This is a genomic window from Abyssicoccus albus (assembly GCF_003815035.1).
Classification (GTDB): domain Bacteria; phylum Bacillota; class Bacilli; order Staphylococcales; family Abyssicoccaceae; genus Abyssicoccus; species Abyssicoccus albus.
The window spans coordinates 682,027-705,163 of the sequence record NZ_RKRK01000002.1; the positions used below are offsets into that span (position 1 = coordinate 682,027).

23 protein-coding genes are annotated in these 23,137 nt (G+C 30.6%); 2 read left to right on the plus strand and 21 right to left on the minus strand.

Translation table 11 applies throughout. The features are described 5' to 3' along the window. Nucleotides 1-108 precede the first annotated feature (108 nt). From EDD62_RS03265 to cmk, 16 genes are all read right to left on the minus strand, one after another. Complete coding sequence (locus EDD62_RS03265) at nt 109-1,398, minus strand: tetratricopeptide repeat protein (RefSeq protein ID WP_123807520.1); 1,290 nt, start codon at nt 1,396-1,398, stop codon at nt 109-111. 36 nt (nt 1,399-1,434) lie between these two features. Next, a complete protein-coding gene (locus EDD62_RS03270) occupies nt 1,435-2,859 on the minus strand; it encodes a 3-phosphoshikimate 1-carboxyvinyltransferase (RefSeq protein ID WP_123807521.1) in 1,425 nt (474 codons plus the stop codon). Then, nucleotides 2,849-4,036, minus strand: coding sequence for a 3-dehydroquinate synthase (locus EDD62_RS03275; RefSeq protein WP_123807522.1), 1,188 nt, complete (start codon nt 4,034-4,036; stop codon nt 2,849-2,851). The genes EDD62_RS03270 and EDD62_RS03275 overlap by 11 nt, the downstream gene beginning before the upstream one ends. A gap of 56 nt (nt 4,037-4,092) precedes the next feature. Next, nucleotides 4,093-5,253, minus strand: coding sequence for a chorismate synthase (gene aroC, locus EDD62_RS03280; protein WP_123807523.1), 1,161 nt, complete (start codon nt 5,251-5,253; stop codon nt 4,093-4,095). A gap of 201 nt (nt 5,254-5,454) precedes the next feature. Further along, nucleotides 5,455-5,850 carry a nucleoside-diphosphate kinase gene (gene ndk, locus EDD62_RS03285; protein WP_123807524.1) on the minus strand — a complete coding sequence of 132 codons (396 nt, stop codon included), beginning with the start codon at nt 5,848-5,850 and terminating at the stop codon, nt 5,455-5,457. Nucleotides 5,851-6,042: 192 nt separating this feature from the next. Next, nucleotides 6,043-7,002 (minus strand): polyprenyl synthetase family protein, encoded by a 960-nt coding sequence (locus EDD62_RS03290; RefSeq protein WP_123807525.1) that lies wholly within the window; start codon nt 7,000-7,002, stop codon nt 6,043-6,045. 31 nt (nt 7,003-7,033) lie between these two features. Next, on the minus strand, nt 7,034-7,738 hold the full coding sequence (locus EDD62_RS03295) for a demethylmenaquinone methyltransferase (RefSeq protein WP_123807526.1): 705 nt from the start codon (nt 7,736-7,738) through the stop codon (nt 7,034-7,036). Nucleotides 7,739-7,749: 11 nt separating this feature from the next. Further along, complete coding sequence (locus EDD62_RS03300) at nt 7,750-8,256, minus strand: hypothetical protein (protein ID WP_123807527.1); 507 nt, start codon at nt 8,254-8,256, stop codon at nt 7,750-7,752. Between the two features lie 105 nt (nt 8,257-8,361). Continuing rightward, complete coding sequence (locus EDD62_RS03305) at nt 8,362-8,634, minus strand: HU family DNA-binding protein (RefSeq protein ID WP_077140227.1); 273 nt, start codon at nt 8,632-8,634, stop codon at nt 8,362-8,364. Nucleotides 8,635-8,760: 126 nt separating this feature from the next. Continuing rightward, the gene (locus EDD62_RS03310; RefSeq protein ID WP_123807528.1) at nt 8,761-9,486 is read right to left on the minus strand and encodes a hypothetical protein; all 726 of its coding nucleotides are present in this window, start codon (nt 9,484-9,486) and stop codon (nt 8,761-8,763) included. Then, complete coding sequence (locus EDD62_RS03315) at nt 9,479-9,685, minus strand: DUF2768 domain-containing protein (RefSeq protein ID WP_083705843.1); 207 nt, start codon at nt 9,683-9,685, stop codon at nt 9,479-9,481. Before EDD62_RS03315 ends, EDD62_RS03310 begins: the two co-directional genes overlap by 8 nt. 34 nt (nt 9,686-9,719) lie before the next feature. Further along, on the minus strand, nt 9,720-10,730 hold the full coding sequence (locus tag EDD62_RS03320; RefSeq protein ID WP_123807529.1) for an NAD(P)H-dependent glycerol-3-phosphate dehydrogenase: 1,011 nt from the start codon (nt 10,728-10,730) through the stop codon (nt 9,720-9,722). 5 nt (nt 10,731-10,735) lie between these two features. Beyond that, nucleotides 10,736-12,043: a ribosome biogenesis GTPase Der gene (der, locus tag EDD62_RS03325; RefSeq protein WP_077140224.1), complete on the minus strand. Its 1,308-nt coding sequence runs from the start codon at nt 12,041-12,043 to the stop codon at nt 10,736-10,738. A 140-nt stretch (nt 12,044-12,183) separates the two neighbouring features. After that, on the minus strand, nt 12,184-13,359 hold the full coding sequence (rpsA, locus tag EDD62_RS03330; RefSeq protein ID WP_077141132.1) for a 30S ribosomal protein S1: 1,176 nt from the start codon (nt 13,357-13,359) through the stop codon (nt 12,184-12,186). A 256-nt stretch (nt 13,360-13,615) separates the two neighbouring features. Next, complete coding sequence (locus EDD62_RS03335; RefSeq protein WP_123807530.1) at nt 13,616-14,197, minus strand: lysophospholipid acyltransferase family protein; 582 nt, start codon at nt 14,195-14,197, stop codon at nt 13,616-13,618. Nucleotides 14,198-14,242: 45 nt separating this feature from the next. Further along, the gene (cmk, locus tag EDD62_RS03340; protein ID WP_123807531.1) at nt 14,243-14,905 is read right to left on the minus strand and encodes a (d)CMP kinase; all 663 of its coding nucleotides are present in this window, start codon (nt 14,903-14,905) and stop codon (nt 14,243-14,245) included. A 172-nt stretch (nt 14,906-15,077) separates the two neighbouring features. On the opposite strand from cmk, the gene EDD62_RS03345 reads away from it, so the two are divergent. Next, on the plus strand, nt 15,078-16,049 hold the full coding sequence (locus EDD62_RS03345) for an asparaginase (RefSeq protein ID WP_249037324.1): 972 nt from the start codon (nt 15,078-15,080) through the stop codon (nt 16,047-16,049). A gap of 57 nt (nt 16,050-16,106) precedes the next feature. Here EDD62_RS03345 and EDD62_RS03350 read toward each other — a convergent pair whose 3' ends face one another. Together EDD62_RS03350 and EDD62_RS03355 are read right to left on the minus strand one after the other, a co-directional pair. After that, a complete protein-coding gene (locus EDD62_RS03350; RefSeq protein ID WP_123807786.1) occupies nt 16,107-17,159 on the minus strand; it encodes a YpdA family putative bacillithiol disulfide reductase in 1,053 nt (350 codons plus the stop codon). A 106-nt stretch (nt 17,160-17,265) separates the two neighbouring features. Then, entirely contained in the window at nt 17,266-18,900 is a 1,635-nt protein-coding gene (locus EDD62_RS03355; RefSeq protein WP_123807532.1) for a LysM peptidoglycan-binding domain-containing protein, read from the minus strand. 483 nt (nt 18,901-19,383) lie between these two features. On the opposite strand from EDD62_RS03355, the gene EDD62_RS03360 reads away from it, so the two are divergent. Next, nucleotides 19,384-19,635, plus strand: coding sequence for a ferredoxin (locus tag EDD62_RS03360; protein WP_077140219.1), 252 nt, complete (start codon nt 19,384-19,386; stop codon nt 19,633-19,635). A gap of 261 nt (nt 19,636-19,896) precedes the next feature. Here the strand turns inward: EDD62_RS03360 and EDD62_RS03365 are convergent, their stop codons facing one another. The 3 genes from EDD62_RS03365 to EDD62_RS03375 form a co-directional block, all read right to left on the minus strand. Beyond that, a complete protein-coding gene (locus EDD62_RS03365; RefSeq protein ID WP_170152761.1) occupies nt 19,897-20,442 on the minus strand; it encodes an ECF transporter S component in 546 nt (181 codons plus the stop codon). Nucleotides 20,443-20,594: 152 nt separating this feature from the next. Next, nucleotides 20,595-22,421: a HAMP domain-containing sensor histidine kinase gene (locus EDD62_RS03370; protein WP_123807533.1), complete on the minus strand. Its 1,827-nt coding sequence runs from the start codon at nt 22,419-22,421 to the stop codon at nt 20,595-20,597. Then, nucleotides 22,418-23,134, minus strand: coding sequence for a response regulator transcription factor (locus tag EDD62_RS03375; RefSeq protein WP_123807534.1), 717 nt, complete (start codon nt 23,132-23,134; stop codon nt 22,418-22,420). Before EDD62_RS03375 ends, EDD62_RS03370 begins: the two co-directional genes overlap by 4 nt. Nucleotides 23,135-23,137: the final 3 nt, after the last annotated feature.

The window sequence follows — 23,137 nt, forward strand, 5'->3', positions numbered from 1 at the left end:
TTATTTGTGTTATTTTCAGTAGTTATTACATGTTTTGAATTAATAATGCAATCATTGAATAGGTTTAGAATACTTTTGAGAATTTTATGAGACATTATAATACTTATTTTATACATTAAAACCGTCTTCATCATTTACAATGAATGAGTGATTAGGATTTAATTTAGATAGCATATTCTTAGCCTTTTGAACATTGTCAGTTTGAGCGATTTCACGCATATAATCAATATAGTCTTCCAAAAATGATTCATTATCATTCAATACAGAAATTAAATACTCAAAAATTGGTTGAGCAATTTGATCTTTTTCTAATAGTTGAGCAGCTTTTGCGAATATCCAGTACACTTCATTAGAAATTAGTTGATTATCATCATTTGTATCAATGAATTGACCATTTTGAATTAAGTTTGAGACATTAAAGTATGACAATAGTTCTTCATATTCTTCATGATCATAAAGATACTCTACTAATAACTCTTGTGCCTTTAAATAATCTGGTTCTATTGCGAGTGCATCCTTTAATAATTTAATACCATCAGAGTTTTTTTGATTTAATAATAATCTTGATACTTTATATTTCATCTCAACATTAAAGTCATTATATTTGATATGTTCGTATCCTACTTTAATCGCTTCTTGATCGTCATGCTCATTTTCGTATATATCAAATAGTAATTCACTCGCTTGAGTTTGTTCTGGATAATCATTTAATATAGATTCCAATATTTGAATAGCTTCTTCTTTTAATTCCAATTTATTAAAGACTACTGCTTTTTTTATTAATAATGATTGATCTAAATCATCATTATCAATTTTGTTGAAATATTTAAAACTAGATTCAAAATCTCCAACCATATATTCACAATCTGCTATACGCTCATTCACATTTACATCATTAATATAATCCATATCTATATTGATTAATTGCTCATAATAACGATTCGCTTCATTAAATAAACCTTCACTATATAATAACTCTGCTTTCGCAAAATGTATTACTGGTTCTTTCGGTGCAAGTTCCATAGCTTTTTCGACTTTATCAAAACTCACTTCAGGCATATTCATTTGTTGATATAAGTCCGCTTCAATAAGTAATGATTCAGGCGAGGGTTCATAATCATTTAAAATATGAATTGCTTCATCAAATTTCCCATCTACAATATGGGTGTCGACGAGCATTGCAGTTAAATCTAATTCGTTTGGAAATAATTCTATTGCTTTATTAAGTATCACTTGCGCTTCGAGTATTAACCCTGCATTGATCAGTTGATCGCAAAGAACGACTAATTGATCAAGTTCTTCTTCATTAATTGTATCTATCGTTTCAATTTGTGTCTTGACGTAGTCAATTTCACCTAAAAATAACTTATCAATCAGCGTATCTATCTTATTCTCCATCATAAGCTCCTTTATATTAAAATTATATTTTCTAAGTTATAGGTCGAATATTTCCTTAAATGTAGGAAATGATGTTTGTATACATTCATCACCAATCACTTGAATTGGCTTATTTACAACTGATGATGCAATATATCCAGACATTGCGATTCTATGATCATGTTCAGATTGTAATCTATAAATTCCTTCATTGTTCTGTTTATCTTGTTTAATGAAACGTTGGAGTGATGGCTTAATGGACTTATATTCATTTAAACTTGAATCAGATGACCATTCATTGACATCTGGATTAATTATTAATGTAATATCACCATCACCATTTTTTATCACATCATATGTCGTGTTCAAGTACTCAAGTAATTCAATGGTTTTTGCAAGTCTGTTCGATTCTTTAACAATTAATTCATTGACATGTTCAATCTTACTTTCACCCTTTGATTGACTTAATAGAACTGAAAGAATTGGTATTTCATCAATAATATTAGGTATGTCATTTTTCTGTATTGTAATCCCATGATGATTTGAAGAATATTGTACAATAATATTACCAATAGTTTCACCGTGCTCAACTGATATATTTTTTATTGATATGACATCATCGTTATCAATTACTTTATTTATATAATTGATGATTGCATTACGAGTAGGATTTAATCCAACCCTATTTAATTCAATGTTAGAGCCTTTATTTAATAAGGCATGTATAATGATAAATGCTGCACTCGATACATCGGATGGCACTGAATAGGTTAAAGGCAAAAATCGATTTATTGGTTTTACAGTATATTTAAATTGACCATTTACTTTTTCAACTATTACATGATCAGCATATAAATTATTGACCATGATTTCTGTATGATTCCTTGTAGCTGCTTGTTGATATAAAGTAACTCCTTGATCATTAAGTAACCCTGCAAAAATTAAAGATGATTTTACTTGTGCACTCGCTTCTTTAATTTCATAATTTATTGATCGAAGTGATTTACCATATATAGTCATTGGTAGTGTGTACTCATCATCGCCGGAATGATATTGTGCGTCAATCTTCGCACCCATCAGTTTCAGTGGCTTGATTACTCGTTTCATCGGTCTTTTGGACAATGATTCATCACCAGTGATATGTACGACTAAACCATCAATGCTTGCAAATAAACCAGTCAATAGCCTTAAAGAAGTCCCTGAATTCCCTAAATCTATAGTAACTTCTTTATGTTTGAATTCATCAATTCCAGGTGAAGATATCACTAAATTGTTATCATCATCAATTTGATAAGTTACACCTAAATCAACAAATGATTGCATTGTTTTCATACAGTCTTCACTTAATAAAGGATTTCTAATATGACTTTGTCCATTAGCTAAGGCGCTAAAAATAATTGCTCGGTGAGTGATTGACTTATCTCCTGGAATTTTAATTTCACCTTGTAACGGGCTATTAAGTTGAACGCCACTATTTATCATGTAATAACACTTCTTTCATATAGTGAATAAATTCATTTATATTTTGATTCATTTCAGCTGTAGTATACACTTGTACATCCATAATAATATCTTCAATCGTTGGCTGTATTTCAATCGGTGAATTTAGTATATGGTTTTGTAATGATGTGAGTTTATCCATAGAAATAGTTATACAAGCTATTTTATTGTCTTTATTTTTCTTATCATGTTTCATGTATTCAACAATCGACTGAATCGAATGATCTTTATCCATTTCAATAGAACGAATGACCTCTTCCAACGGATAATCTTCTTTATTAAATATCATCATTAATTGTGATAGGATGTCTTCTAATTGCTGCGCCACTCGATTAGAAGAATTCTCTTTTAAGTTGTTAACAGATAGCCATAAATCAAATAAAACACCAATGGCTACCCCATAACCATGCTTTACTTTATATTGATATTCTATCGCATGACCGAGTGTATGACCTAAGTTTAAAACAGCACGTAAATTATTTTCTTTCTCGTCAATTGATACAATATCACGTTTTAATTGAATCGCGAAGTTAACATCCTCCATTAATGATTCAAGACTTTTAGACTTAAATCTTTCTAACTTAGTTATGACTTCATTAAATCTCCCTGTTAACATCATCATTTTTATAATCTCTGCATATCCATTCAATCTTTCCTCATGACTTAATGATTGTATAAAATATGCATCAAATATTACTAGCGACGGCCTTTTAAACAATCCTATAAGATTTTTGCCTGATATTGAGTTAAGCGCAACTTTACCTCCAACAGATGAATCGTGTGCTAATATAGTTGTTGCTACATTAATATAACGAATACCTCTTAAAGCTGTACCAGCCAAAAAGCCTACGAAGTCACTGACGACCCCACCACCTACAGCAATTAACGTAGTATCTCTGTCGATTCCTAGCATTAGAAGTCTTTCAATATGCTTGCTATATTGATTTAGTGATTTCAACTCTTCATTCACTTCTAATAAAATTAATTCATCATTTGATTTTATAAATTGATCGATGTAGGTATTGTGAAATTCATATACCTTTTGATCGATATACCATATATTGCGTTTTGAAGTTACATTATTGATTTCTTGTAGTACTTGGTTTCCAACGATAATTGAGTAGTTATTTGAATCATATGTTGTTTCTATTGTTTTCATTATATTTACCCCTATTTACAACATTTAGATGGAATAAGCCATTTCAGCATTACTATTTAGTATGTTTTAATCCATTCTTTGAAGCGGTTATAATTGTCTATTAATTGATTAATTTCATTGCTTTGAAATTCTTCTAATATCATTTCTGTTAATGCAATCGCCACCATATGTTCACAAACAATACTTGCAGCAGGTACAGCACAACTATCACTACGTTCTAATTGAGCTTTATATGGTTCTTTCGTATGAATATCAACACTATTCAAAGGTTTATACAATGTTGGAATAGGCTTCATCACAGCACGGATAACTAAAGGCATTCCATTCGTCATTCCACCTTCTAATCCACCTAAATGATTAGTATCACGATTAAAACCATTCTCCTTATTATAGTTGATAGGATCTTGTACTTCTGATCCAAACATATTCGCCATTTCAAAACCATCACCAAACTCTACACCTTTAAATGCATTAATACTCATTATTCTATCAGCAATATGAGCATCCATTTTTTTATCAAATTGAGTATAGCTACCAATCGTTGGAATTAATCCATCAACAACTACTTCGACAATTCCACCTAGTGAATCCCCGTTTTTTTTAGTTTCATCAATAAGTTGATGAACTTCTTCTACGTATTGATCGGATAGAAAACGTATATCATTTAAATCTTGATTATCTCTATATTCCTCAACTGTATATTTATTTTCATCCTTTATTTTCCCAATTTGTACAACTCTTGAATATAAATGAATATCAAGTTTGGCTAATAACTGTTTACATATTGCACCCACCACGACTCTTGCTGCCGTTTCACGAGCAGATGATCGCTCTAATACATTCCTTAAATCACGGTGATTGTATTTCATTCCGCCTACTAAATCAGCATGTCCAGGTCGAGGTTTATGAATTTGACGCTTCACTTCTTCATTATCATCTATTTCATATGGACTCATTATTTTAAGCCAATGTGTATGATCATCGTTGATAAGTTCTAAGCAAATCGGAGAGCCTAATGTTAAACCGAATCTCACACCTGCCGTAATATTTACTTTATCTTTTTCAATTTTCATTCTACGACCACGACCATAACCACCTTGTCTTCTTGTCAATTCTTCATTGATTTGATCGATATTTATTTTCATGTTCGAAGGAATACCATCCACTATTGTTGTTAATTTAGGACCATGTGATTCACCTGCTGTCAAAAACCTCATTGAGTACACCTCATTTTTTACTATTTTTTCAGTTGTTATTATTGTAACACGCAGATTCAATTGAGTTGAATGATTGATATTTAATTTTATTATAAATAAAAATAAACTAAACTATTTTCATAGTTTAGTTTATCAATGTAATATAAAAAATTAGTAAACCCACTTGTTGTCATCAACTGTATATTCTACTGTTTCACTATCTTAAAACCATATTGAAATTTCTCTTTCTGCTGATTCTACAGCATCAGATCCATGAATAATGTTTTTGCCGACTGTTAAACCATAATCACCACGAATCGTTCCCGGTTGACTTGATGCAGGATTCGTTTCACCAATTAATGTACGTGCTACAGATACTGCATTCTCACCTGATAAAATCATTGCAAATACTGGACCTGAGGTAATGAATTCAACAAGTTCTCCGAAAAATGGTTTATCAGAATGTTCTCCATAATGTTCTTTAGCTATATCTTCAGTTGCTTGAAGCAATTCAGCTTTAACAATGTTTAAACCTTTTTTCTCAAAACGGCTTGTAATCTCACCAATTAATCTTCTTTGTACGCCATCTGGCTTAATCATAACGAATGTTTTTTCCATATGTATTCTCTCCTTTGAATTTGGTATACCACAAATATAATATCAATACAAAAAAATATATTCAAGACTTATTAATTAACCGTTTTCAAACGTACTTTACAATTTTGTATATATCCTTTGATCATGTTTTCAAAGTGTTTTTCATTTTTTCTGATGAACAGTAATAACTTTCCCAAAACAATAAACAAAGCATTAGTTCATACGCTTTTCAATTTTCTTAATAATAGTCATCCAAGTTTTCACATGCTCTTTAGGAACAGTATCATCGATTAACATTTTCGCTTTATTCAAATACTTCTTGCTGACTTCCCTAGATTTTTCAATTCCACCTAAAGCATTCATATGAGATATAATTTTAGACAATTGTTCTTCTGATGGATTATGTTTAAAATCAATAATCAATTCTTTGAGTTCAGGCTCTCTCTTAATTGAATATAAAATAGGCAATGTAATATGTCCATTTTTAAGGTCTTGAAGTTTCGGCTTACCTAACGTACTTTCATCTGCGATATAATCTAAATAATCATCAACAATCTGGAAGCTCATTCCAATGTAATATCCTATTCGATAATATTGATTAACTTTGTGTTGATCTAGGTTTACACTCATCGCACCCATTTGTGCACTTAGCGCAATTAAATTAGCCGTTTTTCTTTTAATCCTTCTTAGATAAGTTGTATAAGACTGATCCACATCAAATTGTTCATTCATTTGGTTCAATTCTCCAACAGTCAATTCAATCATCGTCTGACTTAATGCGTTATGTATACCGTCATGATTAACTTCATTAGCAAGTTGGAGTGCAACAGTGAGTAGAACATTCCCGACATGTATCGCTCTTTGATCTCCAATACGAGCGTTAACCGTAGGATTTCCTCTTCTTACAACACTTAAATCAATAATATCATCATGAACTAAGCTCGCCATATGTATCACTTCTAAAATCGTTGCAACTTGAATCAGTTGAGCTTTATCTTCTTCATTGTGAACATTATATATGCCAGCAAGTATTGTAAATAATGGCCTAATTCTCTTTCCACCGCTATTTAACAAATATAACGATTCATTACTGATTGGGTGATCAAACGTTAATGTAGCTTGTAAATTTTTCTCTACATCTTTAACTAATGATTGTATATTGTATCGTTTCATTATAATCACCCTTTACATCAATTGATTATTACTATTTTTGTTTAACACCATAATGGAGCGCACTCGCTCCAAACGAATATGTCTTATACTCTATATGATCAAATCCAACTTGAGCAAATAATTTGGCAAGTTCTTTCGGAGATAAAAAGCCGAATGTGGATTTTTGAAGCCAATTATACTCTTCTTGCTTTTTAGCAAATAATTTACCAAAAACTGGCATTATATATTTGAAATAAACTTGAAATCCTTCTTTTATAATAGGTTTAGTTGGTTGACTCGTCTCAAGACATGCTAATCTGCCACCAGGTTTTAACACTCTATAAATTTCTTGTAATGCTTTCTCATAATCTGGGACATTACGCAATCCAAAACCTATCGAAACAACATCAAATGTATTATTCTCAAATGGAAGTTCCATAGCATTACCTTCGATAAATTCAATATTTTCAACATTGTGTTTTGATATTTTATCTTTACCGATATTAAGCATATTTCGACTAAAATCAAGACCAGTTACAAAACCATCAGTAAGTTTCAATGCATGTTGAATAGTCCAATCTCCAGTACCACAACAAACGTCTAATACTCTTTCATTAGATTGTACATTCAACTTTTGATTGGCATCTTTTCTCCAAACTTTATGTTGTTTGAAACTTATAATATCGTTTAACTCATCATATTCATTAGAAATGTTTTCAAAGACTTTATGAACGTATTTTTCTTTATCTGTTTTCATTTTATCACCACTTAATTTTTATATGACTCTGATAAATATCGATTGAATATTTCTTGATCTATGGACAGTGTATCTATAAACTGCATTCGCAATTTATTGTATTTTATATATTGATAAAGTTTCTCATCATCATTATTAGATGATCTGAAATGGTATAAATGCTGATTATAATCCATTATTTTATCATTTAGTATATTAAATAGTTGTGCATTATTTACTTTAGAAATATGTTTATAATAAAGCGCATTAAATAAATCTGCAATTAAAATAAAATATGCTTTTTCTTTCACTGAATGCTGTTCAATATGATCCATAATCTTCATGGCAAAATCTATATATAACACTGCCATAATATGATCTTCACTATCTTGAGATGTTTCAATAACATCAAAAATTGAAACATCATTAAAATCATTAGCTTTTTTTAAAGTACTATATTGATAGCGTTCAATGATTTCAGCGATATCCTTTTTATGTAAATGATCGTTATTAATCATCTTATCCTTATATGTAATCATAATCATTCCTACCTTATATTCTCTCTATTTTAGATTACACTAGGATATATATATTGTAAATAAAATAAAGAAAACCTATCCATTAGGATAGGTTTTCTTATACTATTATTTTACTGCTTCTTTAAGAGCTTTACCTGCTTTAAATGCTGGTACTTTGCTTGCAGCAATTTCGATTTCTTTACCAGTTTGTGGGTTACGTCCTTTACGGGCAGCACGCTCACGTACTTCAAAGTTACCGAAACCGATTAGTGAAACTTTCTCACCTTTTGATAATGAATCTTGAATAGATTCAAATACTGCATCAACTGCAACACCTGCATCTTTTTTAGATAATTCTGTTTTTTCAGCAACAGCGCTGATTAATTCAGTTTTGTTCATTATAAAGTCACCTCCTGAAATTGTATGTAATGATAATTAAATTATCACTATAAATTGACTTTATCACAAGCATATCAATGGTTGCAACGATTTATACATTTTTAAAGCTAAATAATCAAAAATTAACTACTTTTTACTGTTTAATGATGTTTTAAGCACTATTTCTCCAGTTTTATCGACAGTATAATCTGGCGAATGAATTGGTAAAATGGGAAGTTCTTTGTATAATAAGTGATTTATTTTCTCACCTTTATATTGTTTCAATTCATCAGGGGTAAACATTTTATTTAAATCAATTCGATAGTCTACGATAAATTCATTACCACCATTCATATAAACTGGTAATTTTTCATCCGAATATGGACTATCAACCATCGGTGGTTCATCTATTCCATATGCTTCATAATCAATTTCATATAAATTGGCTCCTACTTTTTTTCCTAAAGAAAGTGGCTGATCACTTGCTGTCAACTTAATACGCAAATCTTTTAATACTTCACTAATTCTTAAGTCTGCAACATAGACCGTTGGATCTTCATCAACGTCCATAATAATATATTGATAGTAGCCACCCTTTTCATAGCTGTTTTGTGGAATTTCATTTAAATATTTAGGCAGCATCTTATTAAAATCAATCGGGTGTTGTAAATAGTCTTGCGTATCATTATCTCGTTCGTGAATTGGTAACATTCCACCTTGATCCTTTTGATATTGATCGATGCCCTGTTGCACTGTTTTAATTTGATCTTCATGAGGTGGAGCATTTTTCATTTTTTCACTTTGTGGATACATACATCCATATTGCGAAATCACTATTAAGAATATTATTGATAATAAAGTCTTTTTAGCCATGGTTAGAGCCTCCAAGTACAGGCAGCATCAATAAAAATGCAAGAATTAAACATACGTATGCTATAAAACTAACAATCATTCGAATTGGTTTATTGTTTATTTTATGTCTTGCTAATAATATCAAAAATACTGACAAAATCATAAGACCAATCGAATAAAAAGATACCCACATCAAATCCATTCTAGATATATTAAACATTTAATCCCTCACTTTAAGCAACGCTTACAATATTCTATTCTTCAGTTGTTCGTTTTCTATTCATTAATAAATCAAAGCATGTTTCTTTATCTAATTGTTCAAAGATAAATTTATAAAGAGTAGATGTAATTGGCATATCAATTTGGTGTGTTTGGCTCAATTTATATGCTGCTTCAATTGTGTTCAAACCTTCTACTGCCATACCTAGTTCACCTAAAACTTCATCTTTAGTTTTACCTTTAGATAATCCATAACCAAAACGCCAATTTCTTGAATGAGTTGATGTACAAGTGACGATTAAATCACCGACACCACTCAGCCCTAGAAATGTTAATGGATTTGCACCTAGCGATTTACCAAGCCTTGATATTTCAGCTAATCCGCGTGTAATGAGTGCGGCTTTTGCATTATCTCCCATATCATAGCCGTCTAAAATACCAGCAGCAAGTGCAATAATATTTTTTAATGATCCTCCAAGCTCAACGCCAATCACATCGTCATTTGTATAAACTCTAAAATTTTGGTTGATAAATAGATCTTGGAAAAATTCAGCTTCATCTTTATTTTTGCTTGCGACTGTAACTGTCGTCGGTTTTCTTAATGCAACTTCTTCAGCGTGAGAAGGTCCACTTAGGACCGTAATCCCTTGAATATTTTGATGTTGCATTGTATCTTGAATCACTTTACTCATTGTCATCAATGTTTCCTTTTCAATACCTTTAATGACATGAATAATTTTAAACTGTTTATTATTTTTTGTTGCGAATTGATCAATTAATTCACAGACAGATCTTAAAGCCTTAGATGGTACGCTAAGTAGTAGTATTTCGCTATTATTCAACGCCTTGTCAAGGTCAGTCGTTGCTTTAATATTTGAATTTAGCGTGATAGACTTTAAATAATGTTCATTCGTATGGGTAGTATTGATTTCATGAATAACACTTTCATTACGACCGTAAATTAATACATCATGGCCATTGTCGTTTAAGACGATTGACAATGCAGTTCCAAAACTTCCCGAACCTATAATTGAAATATTCATCATTTCACCTAATTTCTTTTTCGCGCAATAATATGAATTGGCGTTCCAGTATAGTCAAATGCTTTGCGTAATTGATTTTCAATATATCTTTTATATGAGAAGTGTAATAATTCAACATCATTTACGAAGAGCACAAAAGTTGGTGGTTTAATTGCAACTTGTGTGGCATAAAAAATATTCAATCGTCTACCTTTATCAGTTGGTGTTGGATTCATTGCGACAGCATCAGCTACAACTTCGTTTAATGTGCTTGACTGTATTCTTCTTTGTTGATTCTCATATGAAGCAATGATTTCAGGGAACAAGAATTTTAATCTTTGTTTTTTTAAAGCTGATACAAAAACAATCTGAGCATAATCTAAAAACTGAAATTCGTTACGAATTTTATCTTCGAATTTTTTCATTGTATGTGTATCTTTATCTACAGCATCCCATTTATTGACGACAATGACAACACCTCGACCTTGTTCATGTGCGTAGCCTGCAACCTTTTTATCTTGTTCAATAATGCCTTGGTCACCGTCAATGACAATAATGGCAACGTCACTACGTTCTATTGCTTTTTGAGCACGAAGGACTGAATATTTCTCAATATTTTCGTATATTTTACCACGTTTTCTCATGCCTGCAGTGTCAATCATCACGAATTTTTGCCCTTCATATTCATATTCAGTATCTATCGCATCTCTCGTTGTGCCTGCGATATTCGAGACGATAACTCTTTCCTCACCAACAATCGCATTAATTAAACTACTTTTACCTACATTTGGTCTACCGATAAAACAAAACTTAATTGTGTCTTGATCGTATTCAACAATTGGAATATCTTTAAAATGCGATACAACTTTATCTAATAAATCGCCTAATCCTAATCCATGGGCGCCACTGATTGGATAAGGGTCACCGAGACCTAAATTATAATATTCATAAATATTTGATCTCATTTCTGGATTATCGATTTTATTTACAGCGAGTACAACAGGTTTTCCACTCCGTTGAAGCATTGACGCTACATGTTCATCTTCAGCTGTTATACTCAATTTACCATCCACTATAAATATGATAACATCTGCTTCTTCAATTGCTATTTCCGCCTGTATTTTAATTTCTTGTTGAAAATCCTCATTGTTTAACTCAATACCACCGGTATCAATAATGTTAAACTCATTTGTTAACCATTCACCTTCAGCATATATTCTATCTCTTGTAACACCTGGTGTATCTTCTACGATTGATAATCGTTCTCCAACAACTCTATTAAAAATTGTTGACTTACCGACATTCGCTTTACCAACAATTGCAACTGTAGGCTTCATGTGATCACTCATTTCTATTGAAATATATTATATTTATTATATTAAATGCATATTATATTATACCATAATCTTATTTTTAAAATAAATAAAGCTAGAGATATAAGTAATCTCTAGCTTTATTTAATGATCGTAATATAAATTTATTGATCTGCTTTAAAACCTTTTAATTTATCACCAAACATATCACCTAATGTTGGTGCATCTTGATCAACATCTTGTTGACTATAATTATTTTGTTTTATATAAGATTTGTCGTAGTCATTTGTAGATCCAGTTTGTTCTTGTAAAGCTTTGATAGATAATGAAATTCTTTCAGCTTCTTTATCAATATCCAAAATTTTAACTTGAACTTCTTGACCTGGTTCTAATACTTCTTCAGGCGTACCTATGTGGTCATGGCTAATCTGAGAAATATGAACTAAACCTTGTAAGCCAGGTCCAATCTCAACAAACGCACCAAATGGTGCAAGTCTTTTCACTTCACCTTTAACAGCATCTCCAATTGAAAAGTTCTCTTCAATTGTTTCAAACGGTCCAGGTAATGCATCTTTAATTGATAGTGAAATTCTCTCAGCATCTTTATCAACACTAATGATTTTAACATCTACTTCATTACCAATTGTTAATTCATCTTCAGGCTTTTCAACATGGTGATGTGCGATTTGAGATACGTGAACTAGTCCATCAACGCCACCTAAATCAATAAATGCTCCGAAGTTTGTTAAGCGTGCAATTGTACCCGTTACAACTTGACCTTCTTCTAATTTATCTAATACAGCTTGTTTCTCTTCAAGCGCCTTAGATTCCATAATTGCTTTACGAGATAAAATTACGCGATTTTGCTCAGCATCTAATTCTTCAACTTTCATTTCAATTGTTTGACCTTCGAAGTCTGAGAAATCTTCAACATATTCATTTGATATTAAACTTGCTGGAATAAATCCGCGTAATCCAACATCAACGACTAATCCACCTTTTACAACTTCTTTCACTTCAGCTGTAATGATTTCATCGTTATCTTTTTTCTTTTGAAGATCTTCAAAAGAAGATAATTCATCAACTTTACGTTTAGATAAAATATATTTTCCATCTTCTTCATCATTTTCAACTTTAGTAACGAAAGCTTCAATTTCATCTCCAACAGCAACAACTTCTTCAGCATTTTCAATTCTTAATCCAGATAGTTGGCTAATTGGAATAATGCCATCGAATTTGCCACCTTCAATATGAACGATTACTGCTTTCTCTTCAATTTTTACTACAGAACCTTTAACACGGTCTCCTACTTTAACTTCATCTATCATATCTTCTGTCATCTGTTCTACTTCATCACTATTTGTTTCTTCAGTAGATTTTTCGTCAGTTGATTGCTCAACTGTTTCAGTTACTTCCTCTGATTCAGTTGGTTCAACGTTCTCAACTAGGTCTTTCTCGTTTAACTCTTCTGTTTGATTGTTTAATTCTTCAGTCATAGTTAGCGTCCTCCTCTTATTTACAATTACTATTATATTAAATACACTGAAATATTTCAAATAATCACTATAATTTTTAACAATTATATGTCATAGCTGTTTAAATTGTTGTATCTGCATGTAATTTCTTAATTTCACTCATAATCAATTCAGTAAGTTCTTTCGTTTTAATTCCCTCGTCTTTAAGCCGAACAGTGCTAATCGGAGCTCCAAATACTACTTTATGACGTGTAAATGGTTTATACGAGCCTTTAATGCACGCTGGCACAATAACCGCACCACTTCTTAAGGCAGCAAATGCTGCACCATTTTGTCCCTTTTGTATTCGACCATCTTTTGAACGTTGTCCTTCAGGAAAAATCCCCAATGCATTACCCTCTTCTAAAACCGAACTGATTTGTCGTATAGTGTTACGATCCCCTTTTCCTCTATCAATTGGAAATGCATTTAATCTACTAATTAATGGGCCAAGAAGCCAATGAGTAAATAATTCCTTTTTAGCCATAAAAGAAACATCTCTAGGAACACATATACCTAAGAGGGGGGGATCAAGTGCACTTGCATGGTTTGAGCAAATGACAATGCCTCCACTTCGGGGAACTCTATTTTTCCCTATCACTTTAACTTTGAAAATAGGGAATAAAATTAAAATCAATAAATATTTCGCTATTTTATATAACATGTAATATAACCTCCTATAGTGATTAACATTTAGTTCAATGTATAACTATTGACTCGTTTTAAATTTCTGTATAATATTCAACATTTGTTCAACGACTTCATCAATCGTCATATTTGAAGTGTCAATCTCAATTGCATCATTTGCTTTCTGTAAAGGAGATTCTTTTCTTGATATATCTTTTTGGTCTCTGTCTATAATTTCTTGTTCAAGTAAATTAATATCTTGATGAATACCTCTTAATTTATTCTCTTCAAATCGTCTAAGCGCTCTAGTTCTAGGGTGAGCAATCATATAAAACTTTACGTCGGCATTCGGGATGACTGTTGTACCTATATCACGTCCATCCATAATGACCTCACCATTTTTTATAAATTGCTGTTGTTGTTCGACTAAAAATCTACGAACTTGTTTAATACTAGCAACATAACTTACATTGTCCGTTACTTGTTGACTTCTAATCTCATCTGTTACATCAACCTCATTCAACAAAACTCGCTGTGGCTGTTCTTTTGTTAAAGATATATGTATTTGATCCAATGATTGAATAATTGAATCACTTGATTTTATAAATCCATTATTTAAAGCATACAATGTTACGGCTCTATACATTGCGCCAGTGTCTATGTATCTAAATTCTAAAATTTCAGCTAACCTTTTTGCGATAGTACTTTTCCCCGCTGCTGCAGGACCATCAATAGCAATATTCATATTTAATCACCCTTAATCTTTGTTATAATAATCATAGTTAGTTTAACATATTTATAGTATTAATATAGTTGTATTAATACCATAAAAATATGTTTATTTTTTGAAAAACTTAATAATAGATTGCATAATAATAGATTACATAATACTTAGATAATGATAGGAGAGAATGTAATTGACTAATACACGACAGCCTAATATTCTTGCAATACATACAGGTGGTACGATTTCAATGCAAGAAAATGAACTTGGGTTAGTTTCAACGCAAGCATCAAATCCATTAGCACAAATTGAACAACAAAGTGTCAATTTAACCAATATAGAATTATTAAATAAACCAAGTCCTCATATTAATTTTAACGACATGCATTTAATTATGGATACGGTATTTTCAAATTATGATCAATACGACGGCTTTGTCATTACTCATGGGACAGATACATTAGAAGAAACTGCCTACTACTTACTTGAAACATTACCACATGATAAACCTGTTGCGATTACAGGTGCGATGAGATCATCAAATGAAATTGGTTCCGATGGTCTGTATAACTTCTTATCTGCGATAAGAGTGGTTAGTGATACTAACCCTTTAAATAAAGGTGTATATATTGTATTTAATGATGAAGTTCATGATGCTAAATATGTGACCAAGTCACATACAACAAATACAAATACATTTCAAAGTCCAAATCATGGACCTGTTGCAATTATTACTAAAGATAAGATTGTATATTTCCATGAACCATCTATTAATACACATCACCATGTTAAGAAATCAATTCATTCTAACATCGCTTTATTAAAAGCATATGTTGGTATGGATTCAGAACTTCTCACATATATTGCTCATTCGAATTATGACGGTGTTGTCATTGAAGCATTAGGCCAAGGAAATTTACCCCCTAATACATTAAATGGTTTGTATGAGCTCAAAAAACAAAATATCCCCGTAGTTTTATTAAGTCGATGCATCAATGGTATAGTTGGTGGATATTACAACTACGAGGGTGGCGGTCATGATTTAATCAAATACGATGTTATCTTTAGCTATAATATCAATGCGGTAAAGTCTAGAATTTTATTAGGTTTATTACTTGAAAATGAGGTTAACCACGAAGATATGGCATTTTATTTTAGTTCTTAAAAAAACAAGATGCAAATTATTTCATTGCATCTTGCTTTTTTATTAAATTCAAGTATATTATTCGTTATCAAATTGATTTTCATCATCCACATCATTAACATGAGATATATGTTTAACAATATCATCCGCAATTAGACCACCATGGAACTTTCCGTTTTCAATGAAGATTTTATTTGCATCATCTCCCGCTGCAATGACACCAGCTAAATATAGCCCTTTTACATTTGTCTCCATTGTATTTTCATCAAATATTGGCTGTTTGAATTTACCGTCGGATTTAATCTCAACACCAACATCTGTGATCAACTTATAATTCGGATGGTAACCTATCATTGCGAAAACAGTATCGTTTGGTACTTCTATATTGAGTCCATTTTGATTTAATACGACCTTATCTTTTAAAATTCCAAGGACTTCAGTATTGAAATACATTTTAACTTTATTATTTCTTACAAGTGACTCAAATCCAGGTAAAACCCAAGGCTTAATACTTTTAGAATAGTCACTTCCACGATATACAACAGTTACATTTGCACCCGCCTTCTCAAGTTCAATCGCTGCATCAACAGATGAGTTTTTACCACCAATGACAAGAACATCTCTATTAAAGTAAGGGTGCGCTTCTTTAAAATAATGTTTAACTTTTTGCAATTGGCTACCTGGTACATCCAGTTCATTATGATGCAAATAATAACCAGTAGCGACAACCACCTTAGAAGCTGTAAATGTCATTTCTGTATCCTTATTTTCCATCGATTTAGTTTTAATTTCAAAATAATATTGCTCATGCTTTAAGTCATTATTTAATTTATTAATAGTTGTCACTTCAGTATATGGTTTAATATTCAAGTTATACTCTTTAACAACTTGTCTATAATATACTAACGCTTGATTTCTTTTTGGTTTATGTTCTTCAACGATGAAGGGAATATTACCAATTCCTAATTTATCTGCAGATGAGAAAAATGTTTGGTGCGTAGGATAATGATATATTGCTTCAACAACATTACCTTTTTCAATTACAATATAACTTAAACCTTTATTTTGACATTCAATTGCAGTACTTAATCCACAAGGTCCAGCACCAATAATTAAGACATCATAATTCATATTCATTATTAATGATCCTCCATTACTATTTCATATTAATATTAATAAATAAATCTTAGTATTAAAAAGATGAAGCCAGACAAATGTCTGGCTTTAGTTTTTAGTATTATTTTGGAATTTTAATTTGCTGACCAACTTTTAAATTCGTAATATCATTAATGCCATTTGCAGCTTTAATTTTATTAACATTTTCTGGAGTACCTGAACCATAGTATCTTATTGCAATACGATACAAATTCTCATTAGCACCAATCGTATGGGTTGTTGCACCCGCTGAATTATTTTGGTTGTTTGTTTCATTTGTTCTTTGTTCAGTAGTTCGTTCTGACGTTGGCTCATTATTTATTTCATTTGTAGCTGTAGATGTATCTCTATCTCTAGTATTAGTATTTGTCGATTGATTATCTGAAGTATTATTTGATTGTTCAGTTGTCGATTGATTATCTGAAGTATTATTTGATTGTTCAGTTGTCGTTTCATTTGTTGTTTGTTGGTTAGCTTCATTTGTTTGAACATTTCTGTCAGATGTACTTTCATCTGCAGAGTTATTACTTGAACTTGCGATAGCTTCTTCTGTTAATACTTCATTATTTATTTCATTAGAACTATTATTTGCTACTTCGTTTTGATCATGAACTGACGTTTCATTTGATTCTTCTGTTGACTCTTCTATTGATTCTTCTGTTGACTCTTCTATTGATTCTTCTGTTGAATCTTCAGTTTTTTCTTCAGTTGGAGGTTCCTCAGTTGAATGTAATTTCTTTTCTTTTCGTTCTTCATTATCACTGAGTGACGTAGATGATTCCTCAGTTGATTCATCTTGTGTCACTGCTACATCATTATTTCCATTATTGTTTTCTATATTGTTCATTAAGAATAATAAACCAATTAATAATATTGGCAACAATAAAGCAATACCAATAATATAAGGTAATAGTGATTTTCGATTACTTCCTGGACCGCCATGATCACCATCATTAGTATCTATTTTATGTGTGTTTTGGTTACTGTTAGCATTTGCTTTCTTTTGAGAAGCAGTTGCTCCAACAGCTGAACCAACTGTCGCAGCTCCAGCTGCTTGTCCGACCCGTTTACCAGTATTAGACTGTTTCGATTTACTGCCTGAACTCTTTGTATTATTTTTCTTATCTTTAGCTTTTTGATCCCTATTTACATCTTTATCACGAGTATTTCGATTAGATTGATTTGAATCACCTGATTTAGCCGTTTCATTAGATTTTTTAGAAGCATTTATATTACTCTCTGCTTTAGCATCGTTGTTAACTGCTGAACTACCAACAACGCCAGCCGTAGCACCTGTTGCCGCTTTCTTGTGAATAGATTCATTTTTGTTTCCAGATTTATTTTCATTATGTTTAGTTTCTGAATTATTTTGTTTACTTCTCTTTAAGTCCACATTTTCTGAATTATGATTAGGGTTGTGTGACTCATTTTGATTTACAGCTTTATTTCGAGGAGATTGTGTATTTTTTTCTTCATTTAATTTTTTGTTTAACGGTTTATTTGTTTGCTCAGAAGTGCTTGTTTTGTATTTATCAGACCTTCTTGATGCATTCGTTGTATTCGTATTTTCTTTATCAACATTAGTGTGATTAGATTGTTTCGTTTGATTTGCAGCTTCATTATTTTGTCGTCTACGTTTTAAGTAGCTAGGTAATTCATCATCTGTGACTTGCTTTTTACTTTGTTCGAATTCATTTTGATAATTATCTTTAGTCAATGTAATCACTCCAACTTTAGTATTTATAATATAATAAGACAATATGTAATATAAATTTGTAAAATGAATTAATTTTAATTCAATTAAATCAATTAATATAACATTTAATTCAAATTCATTAATAGTTCGTCAAATAAATGTATAATATATATAAATTTACAAATAGAATATATAATTTTTCAATTAATATTCAATCTATATTATATTACAAATACGAACTAAAATCTATCTTTCAACTCACTAAAGTTGCAATAATAAATGCGTATTTATTTAAAACTTAATTTGAATCAATACCATTATAATTCAACTATAAATTAACGATTTATTCATTACACATTTAACTTTTTTTAAAGAAAATATAGACAATATACGAAAAAAGTTGTATTTACTTTATATGACGATTTCTATATATTATAAACAAATAACTAGTTATGTTATACTAGTTTCGTTGTATACAAATTGTGCATAGGGAGGTCCAAAATCATGACAAAAAAATATACAATCGTTGACATGGATACATGTATTGCTTGTGGCGCTTGTGGTGCTGCAGCTCCAGATATATACGACTATGATGATGATGGAATTGCTTTCGTTATTCTTGATGATAACCAAGGAACTATGGCTGTTCCGGAAGAATTACATGAAGATATGGAAGATGCATTTGAGGGATGTCCAACGGATTCCATCAAAGTTGAAGAAGAACCTTTTGATGGTGATGCTTTAAAATTTGAATAGTAATGATTAATAGATTGTTGCATTATAGTTAATATAATTGTATATAATAACAGTACAATTTAACGATTGTTTTTCATTTTTTTATATTTAAATATTATGTATCATCACACACTTGAGTATTATGTAAAAGAGCAATGTATATAAATGTACATTGCTCTTCTTTAGTTTACAATTCGTTATTATATATTGTCTTTTAACTATATTATTTATCATTTTATAAAATATACATATCTCATTTAAATTCAATTCTATACATACAATTCACAGAAATCTGTCACGTAACATAGGAATTAACTTTATATTCAAGATATATAATAATATGGTTAACATTAACCCTTTAATCATGTTAAATGGAATAATTCCAGCCGTAACGATCGTTTTAATATTACTTACAATATCATCTAAATTCATAATCATTCCATACATAGGCAGTAGTACAAAATAATTTAATAACGTCATTGTAATCGTTAACATTAGTGTTGCTATAATTCCTGATATAAAGAATGACTTATTCATTTTTTTATATAAAATAAATAAAGTATATAAAAATATTACACTTGCCAAAAAATTAGCTAATGGTCCAATTGGTTCAGCCGTTGATGCAAAAATAAAATATAATACACCTTTTAGTAACTCTACTGTGATACCAGCCAAAGGACCAAATAAAAGTGTGATGACTAATGCTGGTAGATCACTGATATCTATACGTAAAAAAGGTGGTAAAAATGGTAATGGAAAACTTAAAAACATGAGAACAAATGAAATTGCTCCCATCATAGATATAATAATTAATTGCTTCAGTTTCATTTTTTTCCTACTTTCAATTCGTTTAAATATCAATTTAAAACAATTTTTTTACTGTTGTAGTGAAGTCAATATTATCGTAGAGACAACACAAAAATAAATATTCCTAATAACTACACTTGGTAAGAAATACTATTATGTTAATTTGTATAATACTATGGTAAATAAATTGTGAAAGCAGTTCCTTGATTTATTTCACTTTTTGCTTTAATCTCACCTTGATGAGCGTTAACGATTTGTTTAACGATAAACAGACCCAACCCAGTTCCAGACTTACCTCGAACCCTAGACTGATCAACTTTATATAGACGATCAAAAATATAAGGGATGTCTTTATAATGTATTCCAACCCCAGTATCACAGATAATTATTTCATATCTATAATTCGATATATGACTAGGTTTCATCATCACTTTAATACAATCACCTTCATCTGTATACCTTAAAGCATTATCTAACAAGTTAATAAAGATTTGCTGAAACTTTTCATAGTCAATTACAATTTTATCATCAATTTCATTATTAACGATATACTTTATTTGATGCTCTGCCATTCTGTTAGAAAAAGTTTGTATTAACCACTTTTCTATGTCTGTTGTCGATATATCCGTTTGATTGAGTTTAATTTCAAATTGGTTTAATTTTGATATTTGAGAGAAATCATTGATTAAATTGTTTAACCGCTTTGATTCATCATGTATTATATCCAGCATCATTTGACGCTCTTCATCCGTCTCAGCAACACCATCTGCAATCGCTTCTGTATAACCGACGATCATAGACATTGGCGTTCTTAGTTCGTGAGATAGATCACGTATAAATTGTGCTTTCATCTTTTCTTCGTTATATTGAGTCGTAACATCATTTAGAAGTAATATGAAAATAGACTGTTTAGACTCAATATTTCTTTCATTAAATATAAAATAACCGCCATCATTATTTTGATGATTAATTAATTCTGCAACATTAAAAATAAAAAAACGATCTGCAATTTGAATGACACGAGAATTAATCAAACTCACATTGTCAAATGTTGATAATTTTTCATTTAAATCATTATGATATTGTGATGTTTGAATCATTCTAAACACATCAGAAACATTTAACGATAATTGATTAAAAAATGGTAATAATTTTTTTGCGGCACTATTCATTAATATTTCATCGTCACGATCTTTTTCATAAACAAATATAGGCTCTGGTATTTCTTCTAACAGCTTTTTGTTAAATTGTTGTTGCGCTTCAATAGATGAAATATATAATTGTGTATCTTTCGACATTTTATTAATCGCTATAGCCAATTCCCCAATTTCATCTTTAGATGGAATTTGTAGTTTTTGATTGTAATCACCTTGTGCCATCTTTAACGTCTTATCTTTCATTGAAATCAAAGGTTTGACAAGTCGATTAATCAAATAAAACGCAAATATTGTAACGATTAATAGCATTAATAATAGAACAATAAATATAACAAGCATATAAGAATTCATCAACGGGCCTAGTATTGACAGGTCCTGAAAAATAATTAAAGTATGTGTTGACATTCCATTTTCAGAATAAATTTTAATAGGGTATTTAACAATGACATATTGCTTATCATAATTAGAACGATCTAACTCAATAAATTGAGATATAGGCTTAGTAATTAGCGTTGAGTCCATCTGTTTTGTCAATACTTTTTCAATGTCTGGATCAATATCATTTGATCTCATAATTTCATTTGTAAACCGGTTAAAGAATAAATATCCAACATCTTCATTTATATGATTTGATAATTCAATTTCACTGACCTCAGTTTGATGGTTTTGAGTGTAGTATTTTTGAATCGTTACGGCATGGGACAATAAATCACTACGCGCTTTATCTTTATACGTATGTTCCATAACATAGAATAAAGAAATAGATAACAACAATAAAACTGCAGTAACGATTATAATAATCGTTAACCACAGCTTTATCACAATACTGTTAAAAATCTTCATGTCAATTCCTCAAACTTATAACCTACACCCCAAACTGTTGCAATCATTTGTCCACTTCCAGGGGCTACTTTATTCATTTTCTCACGCAATCTTTTTATATGAGTATCAACTGTTCTTAAATCACCATAGAACTCATAATTCCAGACAAATTTCAATAAATCCTCTCTATCATACACTTTATCTGGAGTTTTAACTAAAAATAATAATAGTTCATATTCTTTAGGTGTCAACGTTACATCTCGTTGATCAATTGTAACTTTATGTGAATCATTATCAATCACCAATCGATTAAACACTATTAAATCTTTCGTGTACATAGACTTTTTTGAAAAGCTTTCTTCAGATGTTCTTCTCAACAAAGCTTTTACTCGTAATACAACTTCTCTAGGTGAAAACGGTTTAACAATATAATCATCTGCTCCCAATTCAAATCCATCAACTCTATTTGTTTCCTCACCTTTAGCTGTAAGCATAATAATGGGTGTATCTTTAACTTTTCGTATTTCTTGACACACTTCTTCACCAGATAATTCCGGTAACATTAAATCCAGCAATATACAATGAAAATCTTTTGATAAAGCAAGTTCTAACGCTTGTTGACCATTTTGTGCTTCTGTAACCTCAAATTGCTCTCTTGTTAAATATAAATGTAATAATTTTCGAATACGATCTTCATCATCAACGAGTAATATTCTATATTGGTCATTCGTCATTTA

Bases quoted from the DNA above. Each gene is read 5' to 3' on its own strand.
- EDD62_RS03265 (WP_123807520.1), bottom strand. From the start codon at position 1,398: ATGGAGAATAAGATAGATACGCTGATTGATAAGTTATTTTTAGGTGAA.
- EDD62_RS03270 (WP_123807521.1), bottom strand. From the start codon at position 2,859: ATGATAAATAGTGGCGTTCAACTTAATAGCCCGTTACAAGGTGAAATT.
- EDD62_RS03275 (WP_123807522.1), bottom strand. From the start codon at position 4,036: ATGAAAACAATAGAAACAACATATGATTCAAATAACTACTCAATTATC.
- aroC (WP_123807523.1), bottom strand. From the start codon at position 5,253: ATGAGGTTTTTGACAGCAGGTGAATCACATGGTCCTAAATTAACAACA.
- ndk (WP_123807524.1), bottom strand. From the start codon at position 5,850: ATGGAAAAAACATTCGTTATGATTAAGCCAGATGGCGTACAAAGAAGA.
- EDD62_RS03290 (WP_123807525.1), bottom strand. From the start codon at position 7,002: ATGAAACGATACAATATACAATCATTAGTTAAAGATGTAGAGAAAAAT.
- EDD62_RS03295 (WP_123807526.1), bottom strand. From the start codon at position 7,738: ATGAAAACAGATAAAGAAAAATACGTTCATAAAGTCTTTGAAAACATT.
- EDD62_RS03300 (WP_123807527.1), bottom strand. From the start codon at position 8,256: ATGATTACATATAAGGATAAGATGATTAATAACGATCATTTACATAAA.
- EDD62_RS03305 (WP_077140227.1), bottom strand. From the start codon at position 8,634: ATGAACAAAACTGAATTAATCAGCGCTGTTGCTGAAAAAACAGAATTA.
- EDD62_RS03310 (WP_123807528.1), bottom strand. From the start codon at position 9,486: ATGGCTAAAAAGACTTTATTATCAATAATATTCTTAATAGTGATTTCG.
- EDD62_RS03315 (WP_083705843.1), bottom strand. From the start codon at position 9,685: ATGTTTAATATATCTAGAATGGATTTGATGTGGGTATCTTTTTATTCG.
- EDD62_RS03320 (WP_123807529.1), bottom strand. From the start codon at position 10,730: ATGATGAATATTTCAATTATAGGTTCGGGAAGTTTTGGAACTGCATTG.
- der (WP_077140224.1), bottom strand. From the start codon at position 12,043: ATGAAGCCTACAGTTGCAATTGTTGGTAAAGCGAATGTCGGTAAGTCA.
- rpsA (WP_077141132.1), bottom strand. From the start codon at position 13,359: ATGACAGAAGATATGATAGATGAAGTTAAAGTAGGAGACCGTGTTAAA.
- EDD62_RS03335 (WP_123807530.1), bottom strand. From the start codon at position 14,197: ATGTTATATAAAATAGCGAAATATTTATTGATTTTAATTTTATTCCCT.
- cmk (WP_123807531.1), bottom strand. From the start codon at position 14,905: ATGAATATTGCTATTGATGGTCCTGCAGCAGCGGGGAAAAGTACTATC.
- EDD62_RS03350 (WP_123807786.1), bottom strand. From the start codon at position 17,159: ATGAATTATGATGTCTTAATTATTGGTGCTGGACCTTGTGGATTAAGT.
- EDD62_RS03360 (WP_077140219.1), top strand. From the start codon at position 19,384: ATGACAAAAAAATATACAATCGTTGACATGGATACATGTATTGCTTGT.
- EDD62_RS03365 (WP_170152761.1), bottom strand. From the start codon at position 20,442: ATGAAACTGAAGCAATTAATTATTATATCTATGATGGGAGCAATTTCA.
- EDD62_RS03370 (WP_123807533.1), bottom strand. From the start codon at position 22,421: ATGAAGATTTTTAACAGTATTGTGATAAAGCTGTGGTTAACGATTATT.
- EDD62_RS03375 (WP_123807534.1), bottom strand. From the start codon at position 23,134: ATGACGAATGACCAATATAGAATATTACTCGTTGATGATGAAGATCGT.